Raw genomic sequence first — 7,239 nt, 5'->3', positions numbered from 1 at the left:
AACGGGCGTGGGGGGGGGGGGGGGGGGGGGGGGGGGGGGGGGGCCCCCCCGGGGGGGGGGGCCGGGGGGGGGGGGGGTTTTGGGGGGGGGTGGGGGGGGGGGGGGGGGGGTGGTTTGGGGGGGGGGGGGGGGGGGGGGGGGGGGGTTTGTTCGCCCCCTCCGCCCCTGCCCGTCCCTTGCTTCTGGGGGCGCTGCCCCCAGACCCCCTTATCGCGCTGAACGCGCTCGTCCTCAAACGCCGGACGGGCTGATACGGGCATGGGGAGCGAGGAGAAATCCCTACAAGAACGCCAGGTTCACAAGCCAGAAGCTCAGTGCCGCCACCAGTGCTGCCGCCGGCATCGTGATGAACCAGCCCAGGACGATGTTCTTGGCGATTCCCCAGCGGACGGCTTTGAGGCGCTTGGTCGCGCCGACGCCCATGATGGCGGAGGTGATGACGTGGGTCGTGGAGATGGGGGCCTTGAAGAGGTACGCCGAGGCGAACATGATCGACGCGCCGGTGGTCTCCGCGGCGAAGCCCTGGGGAGGGTCGAGCTCGATGATCTTCCGGCCGAGGGTGCGCATGATGCGCCAGCCGCCGGCGTATGTGCCGAGGGACAGCATCACGGCACAAATGATCTTCACCCAGACCGGGATCGGATCGCCCGCGTCCTGTACGTCGGCGATGACCAGGGCCATCACCACGATCCCCATGGTCTTCTGGGCGTCCTGGAGGCCGTGCCCCAGGGCCATGCCGGCGGCGGAGACGGTCTGCGCGATACGGAATCCGCGCTTGGTCTTGTGGGGGTTGGAGCGGCGGAACAGCCACATGATCGCGGTCATCACCAGGTAGCCGACGACCAGGCCGACGATCGGGGAGAGGAACATCGGGATCACGATCTTCTCCAGCACGCCGTGCCAGTAGACCGTTGTCCCGCCGGCGAGCGCCGCGCCCACCATGCCGCCGAACAGGGCGTGCGAAGAGGAGGACGGCAGCCCGAAGTACCAGGTGATCAGGTTCCAGGTGATCGCGCCGACGAGGGCGGCGAAGAGGATTCCCATCCCCCTCGAGCCCTCAGGCGTCTGGATCAGGCCCTCGCTGACCGTATTGGCGACGCCGCTGCCGAGAAACGCTCCCGCCAGGTTCATCACCGCGGCCATCGCGAGCGCCGCCCGCGGTGTCAGTGCCCGCGTCGACACGGAGGTCGCGATCGCGTTCGCCGAGTCGTGGAAGCCGTTCGTGTAGGTGAATCCGAGCGCGACGCCAATGGTCACGATCAGAGCGAAGGTGTCCATGAAGAGGTCAGGACTCCTTGACGGCGATGGTCTCCACCGTGTTCGCCACGTGCTCGAACGCGTCGGCCGCTTCCTCGAGCACGTCCACGATCTGCTTGAGCTTCAGCACGTCCATGGCGTCGTACTTGCCGTTGAAGAGCTGGGCGAGCAGCTTGCGGTGGATCTGGTCGGCCTGGTTCTCCAGGCGGTTGACCTCGATCCAGTACTCGGTGAGGTTGTCCATGGTGCGGAGGTTCGGCATGGCCTCCGCCGTCAGCTCGGCCGCCCTGGCCAGCACCTCGATCTGCTGCTCCACACCCTTGGGGAGCTCCTCGACCTGATACAGCACGACCAGGTCGACGGCCTCCTCCATGAAGTCCATGATGTCGTCGAGGGACGAGGCCAGGTTGTAGATGTCCTCACGGTCGAACGGCGTGATGAACGAGGAGTTCAACTGGTGGAAGATCGCGTGTGTGGCGTCGTCACCGGCGTGTTCCGCGGCCCGCATACGCTCTGCGATCTCGGTCCGGCCGGAGGCGTCGGCCCCGAGCAGTTCCATGAGGAGTTTCGAGCCCGTGACGATGTTGTCCGCGGATGCGGAGAACATGTCGTAGAAGCTCGTCTCCCTGGGGGTCAGACGAAAGCGCACGTGGGGTCCTCGGGGTGCTTCGGTTTCGGTCAGGCTGATGCTAGGTGCATCATCCGGCCACGGCTAATGGGCCGTCTCCCAGTGTCGCCCATCGGGCACAGTGATCAGCACGGGGTCCGGTCCCGGCATCGGGCAAGGGCCCCATACCCAGCAGAGTTCGATACCATATACCTGCCAGGGGTATATGTATGCGGCGAACCGGACGGGATCTCGACAAGGGCCTCCGGAATATCCCGCGAGGTGTCGCAAAGGCCCTCCGGGACCGCCGAAAGGATCATCAGGAGGACGCGATGACGACCACCGAGGCCGGCGCGACGGCGCCCTCCGGCGAGCCCACCCAGCAGGTCGTGACCGACCACGACCGGGGTATCCACGGCTACCACCATCAGAAGGACGAGCACCTCAAGCGTCTGCGCCGGATCGAGGGCCAGATCCGCGGCCTGCAGCGGATGGTCGACGAGGACGTCTACTGCATCGACATACTCACCCAGGTCTCCGCCTCCACGAAGGCCCTGCAGTCCTTCGCCCTCCAGCTGCTGGAGGAGCACCTGCGCCACTGCGTCGCGGACGCGGCCGTCAAGGGCGGCGACGAGATCGACGCGAAGGTCGAGGAAGCGACGAAGGCGATCGCGCGACTCCTGCGTACGTGATGCCCCTACGTGGGGGTGATGTACATCTCTGTACGTGACGTACGTCCCCGCTGTGCGGGCGGGGAACGGTGTGGCGGGGGCCGGGCCACGCCCGACTGGCCGGGACGGGCTACAGGTTCATGGCCCGCGCCTGCTGAAGCTCACGCTCATGGGCGCGCGCTTCGGCCACTTTCAGCACCTCGTCGATGCTCTCAAGACTGAGCCGGTCCTCGTGAGCGGCCGAGGCCGCGATGATCAGGTCTCCGCACAGCTCGATCTCGGCGAGGGCCACGTGGTCCTGAACTGCCGTACCGCCGACCGGAGCCACGTACATCACCCTCTTCCTGCCGTCATCGACTTCCTAGAGTAGGTAGCGGCCTACACACCGCGCATGGCACGGAAGGGCCATTTCCGGCCCCCAAGTCCTCCTACGCCCGCCCCTGCCCAGGACGCCGCCGGCTACTCCGCGATCTTTCCGGCGAAGATGTCCGCGGAATCCGGGAGCTGTACGTCGGCGGCGACCCCGAAGTCGTACAGCAAGGTCGTCGAGGTGACGGCGACGGTGCCCTTCTGGGAGCCGTTGACGAAGCTGAAGCGGTGGCGCACCTTGCGCAGGCGTCCCTCGTCGTCGAAGTAGGCGTCGAACGGTACCTGGGCGGTGGCGAACCCCTTCGCCGCGGCCTTCAGCGCGTCCCGGTTGCCCTCTGAGGCGGTCTTCGCGGCGACCTCGAGGTCGGCCGTACCGCGGTAGTGCCGCACCGGGGTTCCGGCGACCTCGGTCCGCCCGACGTACGCCGCCGTCCGCGCCCCGCGCAGCAACTCGGCCGCCGCGTACGGATCGGTGGCGCCGCCCGTCACGAGGTTTCCGTCGGAGAGGCCGGCCGTGTCGACGCGGACCCACTTGTCGGCGGGGACGCCGGCACCGCGGTTCTTCATGAAGAGGGCGCCCGGGGCGAGGAGTTCGGTGATGGGCCGGTGTTCGGTGGTACCCGCGGGATCCTGGGGCAGCAGTACCTTCAGCCGGCCCCGCTGCTGCGCGAAGTTGTACACGCCCTCGCCCCGGATGGTGACCCGGGTGCCACCGGTGGCCATCTCCATGGACGTACGGGCCTGTGCGCTGCCCGTCCGCCGCAGGGTGTCGGCGGACCGGTGGACCATCTCGACGGGGTCGGCACCGGGGCGGGCGTCCTCGGCGACGCCGGCGCCGTCCGAGCATCCGGTGACACAGACACCGACCAGGAGCCCGGTCGCCGCGGCCGCTGCCGCCAACCGGCCGGACCGCCCGTCCTCCGCCACTCGCGCCATCGCCTGCGCCACCATCGCCTGCTGACCCCCAGCCGGTCCGTCCCGGGGCTCTCGGCCTCCCCGTCGTTCGGCTTAACGACGTATGGGTGTGCTTGTCACGCGTCCGCGCATCCCGCTGCGGAGCAGGTGAGGTAAAGGCACTTGCCTTGGGTAACGTTGTCAGAGTGGCGCAGCAGGACGAGACGGCCCAGGCCCAGGAACACCACACGACAACGGTCGAGCAGGGCCGATTCTGCTTCGCCCGCTGCTCCTGCGGCTGGCGCGGCCCGGCGCGAAGAGCCCGCAGCCTGGCCCGTACGGACGCGGACGGGCACCCCCGGCGGTAAGAACCCGGCAGGTGTGTGGCAGGAGTGTGGCAGGAACGCGGCGGGAAACGAGCGGGCCCGCCCCTGGGAACCAGGGGCGGGCCCTTATCGTCCTCGCGGTGGCACCGCCATGCAGCACCGCGAGGGGTTCTGGAGGCGTCGGCTCAGCCGAAACGGCCCGAGATGTAGTCCTCGGTGGCCTGCACCGACGGGTTGGAGAAGATGCGCTCCGTGTCGTCGATCTCGATGAGCCGGCCGGGCTGGCCGACCGCCGACAGGTTGAAGAAGGCGGTGCGGTCGGAGACACGGGCGGCCTGCTGCATGTTGTGCGTCACGATGACGATCGTGAAGCGCTCCTTCAGCTCGCCGATCAGGTCCTCGATCGCGAGGGTGGAGATCGGGTCCAGGGCCGAGCACGGCTCGTCCATGAGGAGCACCTGCGGCTCCACCGCGATCGCCCGCGCGATGCACAGACGCTGCTGCTGGCCGCCGGACAGGCCCGAACCGGGCTTGTTCAGGCGGTCCTTGACCTCGTTCCAGAGGTTCGCGCCCTTGAGGGACTTCTCCACGACGTCGTTCAGCTCGGACTTCTTGTAGGAGCCGTTGAGCTTGAGGCCCGCCGCCACGTTGTCGAAGATCGACATCGTGGGGAACGGGTTGGGGCGCTGGAAGACCATGCCGATGGTGCGGCGTACGGCGACGGGGTCGACGCCGTGCCCGTACAGGTCCTCGTCGTCAAGGAGCACCTTGCCCTCGACGCGGCCACCGGGGGTGACCTCGTGCATGCGGTTGAGGGTGCGCAGGAAGGTCGACTTGCCGCAGCCGGAGGGGCCGATGAAGGCCGTCACGGAGCGCGGCTCGACCGTCATGGAGATGTCTTCGATCGCCTTGTGGGCGCTGTAGTAAGCGGTGAGTCCGCTTACGTCGATTCGCTTGGCCATTTCACTCAACTCTTCTTTCGAGGGGGAGACGTCAGTCGCTGATGTGGCCGCGTCAGCGACCTGTCTTCGGCGCCTTCCAGCGGGCGATGCCGCGAGCCGCCAGGTTGAGGATCATGATGAAGGCGATCAGGGTGAGCGACGCCGCCCAGGCACGGTCGTAGGCCGCGCCCGAGCCCGCGCTGTTCGCGTACTGCTGGTAGATGTACAGCGGCAACGAGGCCTGCGCACCCTCGAACGGGTTGTTGTTGATGAAGGGGTTGCCGAACACCAGCAGCAGCACCGGTGCGGTCTCGCCGGCGATACGGGCGATTGCCAACATGATGCCGGTGGTGATGCCGCCGAGAGAAGTCGGCAGGACCACCTTCAGGATGGTCCGCCACTTCGGGATGCCCAGGGCGAGGGACGCCTCGCGCAGCTCGTTCGGAACGAGCTTGAGCATCTCCTCCGTGGAGCGGACGACGACCGGCATCATCAGGATCGCCAGCGCGAGCGAGCCGGCGAAGCCGAAGGGCTGCATGTCGAACTGCAGCATCAGGCTCAGGATGAACAGGCCGGCGACGATCGACGGGATGCCGGTCATGACGTCGACGAAGAACGTGATGGCCCGGGAGAGGTTGCCGCGCCCGTACTCCACGAGGTAGACGGCGGTCAGCACACCGACCGGCACAGCCATCAGCGTGGCGAGGCCGACCTGCTCCAGGCTGCCGATGATGGCGGCGTAGATGCCGCCTCCCGGCTCGCTGTCGCCGACGACTCCCATCGAGTGGCTCAGGAAGTAGACGTCGAGGACCTTCACACCGCGCGAGAGGGTCGTCCAGACCAGGGAGACCAGCGGTACGACGGCCAGGATGAAGGCGACCCAGACCAGGCTGGTCGCCACCCGGTCCTTGGCCTGCCGACGGCCCTCGACGCGCGTGGCGATGCCGAATGTACCGAGGACGAAGAGGACCGCGGCCATCAGGCCCCACTGGATACTGCTGTCCAGCCCGGCCGCGGCGCTGATACCGATACCCAGGGCGACCGAACCCGCGGCGATCGCCCACGGGGACCACTTGGGCAGCCGCGCGCCCTGCAGGGTGCTGGGGCGCTTCACGTTCAGGGTCTGGCTCATGCGTTGGCCCCCGAGTACTCCTTGCGGCGGGCGATGATCGCGCGGGCCGCGCCGTTGACCAGCAGGGTGATGACGAAGAGGACCAGACCGGAGGCGATGAGCGCGTCACGGCCCTGCTCGGACGCCTCGCCGAACTTGCTGGCGATGTTCTGGGCGAAGGTGCCACCGCCCGGGTCGAGCAGGCTGGCCTGGATGTCGAAGGTCGGCGACAGGACCGTGGCGACGGCCATCGTCTCGCCGAGCGCGCGGCCGAGGCCCAGCATCGAGGCGGAGATCACGCCGGAGCGGCCGAAGGGCAGCACCGACATGCGGATGACCTCCCAGCGCGTGGCGCCGAGGGCGAGAGCCGCCTCCTCGATCATCTGCGGGGACTGCCGGAACACCTCGCGGCTCACGTTGGTGACGACCGGCAGGATCATGATCGCGAGCAGGATGCCGACGGTGAGCATCGAGCGCGGGGCGCCGCCCTGCCACTCGAAGATGCCGGTCCAGCCGAGGTAGTCGTTGAGCCAGCCGAAGAGGCCGTTCATGTGCGGGACGAGAATGAGGGCGCCCCAGAGGCCGTACACGATGGACGGCACGGCGGCGAGCAGGTCGATGACGTACGAGATGGGGCCGCCGAGCCTGCGCGGGGCGTAGTGCGTGAGGAACAGCGCGATGGCGACCGCGATCGGGACCGCGATGACCATGGCGATGACCGAGGAGACCACCGTGCCGAAGGCCAGGACGGCGATGCCGAAGTCCGGCGGGATGGCGGTCGGGTTCCACTCGAACGTGGTGAGGAAGTTGCTCTCGTCCTTGCTGATCGCGAGGGTGGCGCGATAGGTCAGGAAGATCGCGATGGCGGCCATGACCACCAGCAGGAGAATGCCCGAGCCGCGGGAGAGACCGAGGAAGACTCGGTCACCGGGTCGGGTGGCGCCGCGACTGGCGCGCTTCTGCTCGGCCACGGAGGGTCCGGGGGCTGGGGAAGGTGTTTCTGCGTCTTTGGTCGATATATCCATCAGAGTTCTCCGGTCTGCGGAGTCGCACGAGATGTGGG

The 7,239-nt window shown here is 68.1% G+C and carries 9 protein-coding genes; 2 read left to right on the top strand and 7 right to left on the bottom strand.

The features are described 5' to 3' along the window. Positions 1-279: 279 nt before the first annotated feature. Positions 280-1,278 carry an anion permease gene (locus ACFYPC_RS31315; protein ID WP_391889446.1) on the bottom strand — a complete coding sequence of 333 codons (999 nt, stop codon included), beginning with the start codon at positions 1,276-1,278 and terminating at the stop codon, positions 280-282. A gap of 7 nt (positions 1,279-1,285) precedes the next feature. Beyond that, complete coding sequence (locus ACFYPC_RS31310; RefSeq protein WP_266459195.1) at positions 1,286-1,906, bottom strand: DUF47 domain-containing protein; 621 nt, start codon at positions 1,904-1,906, stop codon at positions 1,286-1,288. A gap of 290 nt (positions 1,907-2,196) precedes the next feature. On the opposite strand from ACFYPC_RS31310, the gene ACFYPC_RS31305 reads away from it, so the two are divergent. Next, positions 2,197-2,556, top strand: coding sequence for a metal-sensitive transcriptional regulator (locus tag ACFYPC_RS31305; RefSeq protein ID WP_391889443.1), 360 nt, complete (start codon positions 2,197-2,199; stop codon positions 2,554-2,556). Positions 2,557-2,665: 109 nt separating this feature from the next. Here the strand turns inward: ACFYPC_RS31305 and ACFYPC_RS31300 are convergent, their stop codons facing one another. Together ACFYPC_RS31300 and ACFYPC_RS31295 are read right to left on the bottom strand one after the other, a co-directional pair. Next, positions 2,666-2,869: a hypothetical protein gene (locus ACFYPC_RS31300; protein WP_391889441.1), complete on the bottom strand. Its 204-nt coding sequence runs from the start codon at positions 2,867-2,869 to the stop codon at positions 2,666-2,668. 125 nt (positions 2,870-2,994) lie between these two features. Further along, positions 2,995-3,840 carry a hypothetical protein gene (locus tag ACFYPC_RS31295; protein ID WP_391889439.1) on the bottom strand — a complete coding sequence of 282 codons (846 nt, stop codon included), beginning with the start codon at positions 3,838-3,840 and terminating at the stop codon, positions 2,995-2,997. 164 nt (positions 3,841-4,004) lie between these two features. Between ACFYPC_RS31295 and ACFYPC_RS31290 the strand changes: the two genes are divergently transcribed. Further along, complete coding sequence (locus ACFYPC_RS31290; RefSeq protein ID WP_391889437.1) at positions 4,005-4,166, top strand: hypothetical protein; 162 nt, start codon at positions 4,005-4,007, stop codon at positions 4,164-4,166. Positions 4,167-4,309: 143 nt separating this feature from the next. Here ACFYPC_RS31290 and pstB read toward each other — a convergent pair whose 3' ends face one another. From pstB to pstC, 3 genes are read right to left on the bottom strand one after another with little or no spacing between them, the layout of a single operon-like run. Beyond that, positions 4,310-5,086, bottom strand: a complete 777-nt coding sequence (gene pstB / locus ACFYPC_RS31285) for a phosphate ABC transporter ATP-binding protein PstB (protein ID WP_391889434.1) — start codon at positions 5,084-5,086, stop codon at positions 4,310-4,312. A gap of 52 nt (positions 5,087-5,138) precedes the next feature. After that, positions 5,139-6,197: a phosphate ABC transporter permease PstA gene (pstA, locus tag ACFYPC_RS31280; protein WP_391889431.1), complete on the bottom strand. Its 1,059-nt coding sequence runs from the start codon at positions 6,195-6,197 to the stop codon at positions 5,139-5,141. Continuing rightward, positions 6,194-7,201 carry a phosphate ABC transporter permease subunit PstC gene (gene pstC / locus ACFYPC_RS31275; protein WP_391889428.1) on the bottom strand — a complete coding sequence of 336 codons (1,008 nt, stop codon included), beginning with the start codon at positions 7,199-7,201 and terminating at the stop codon, positions 6,194-6,196. The genes pstA and pstC overlap by 4 nt, the downstream gene beginning before the upstream one ends. Positions 7,202-7,239: the final 38 nt, after the last annotated feature.

The organism is Streptomyces sp. NPDC005808 (assembly GCF_042871385.1).
In the GTDB taxonomy this organism is placed as follows: Bacteria; Actinomycetota; Actinomycetes; order Streptomycetales; family Streptomycetaceae; genus Streptomyces.
Note: the sequence above shows the minus strand (reverse complement) of the source record. Positions and strands in the feature narration are given on the sequence as shown.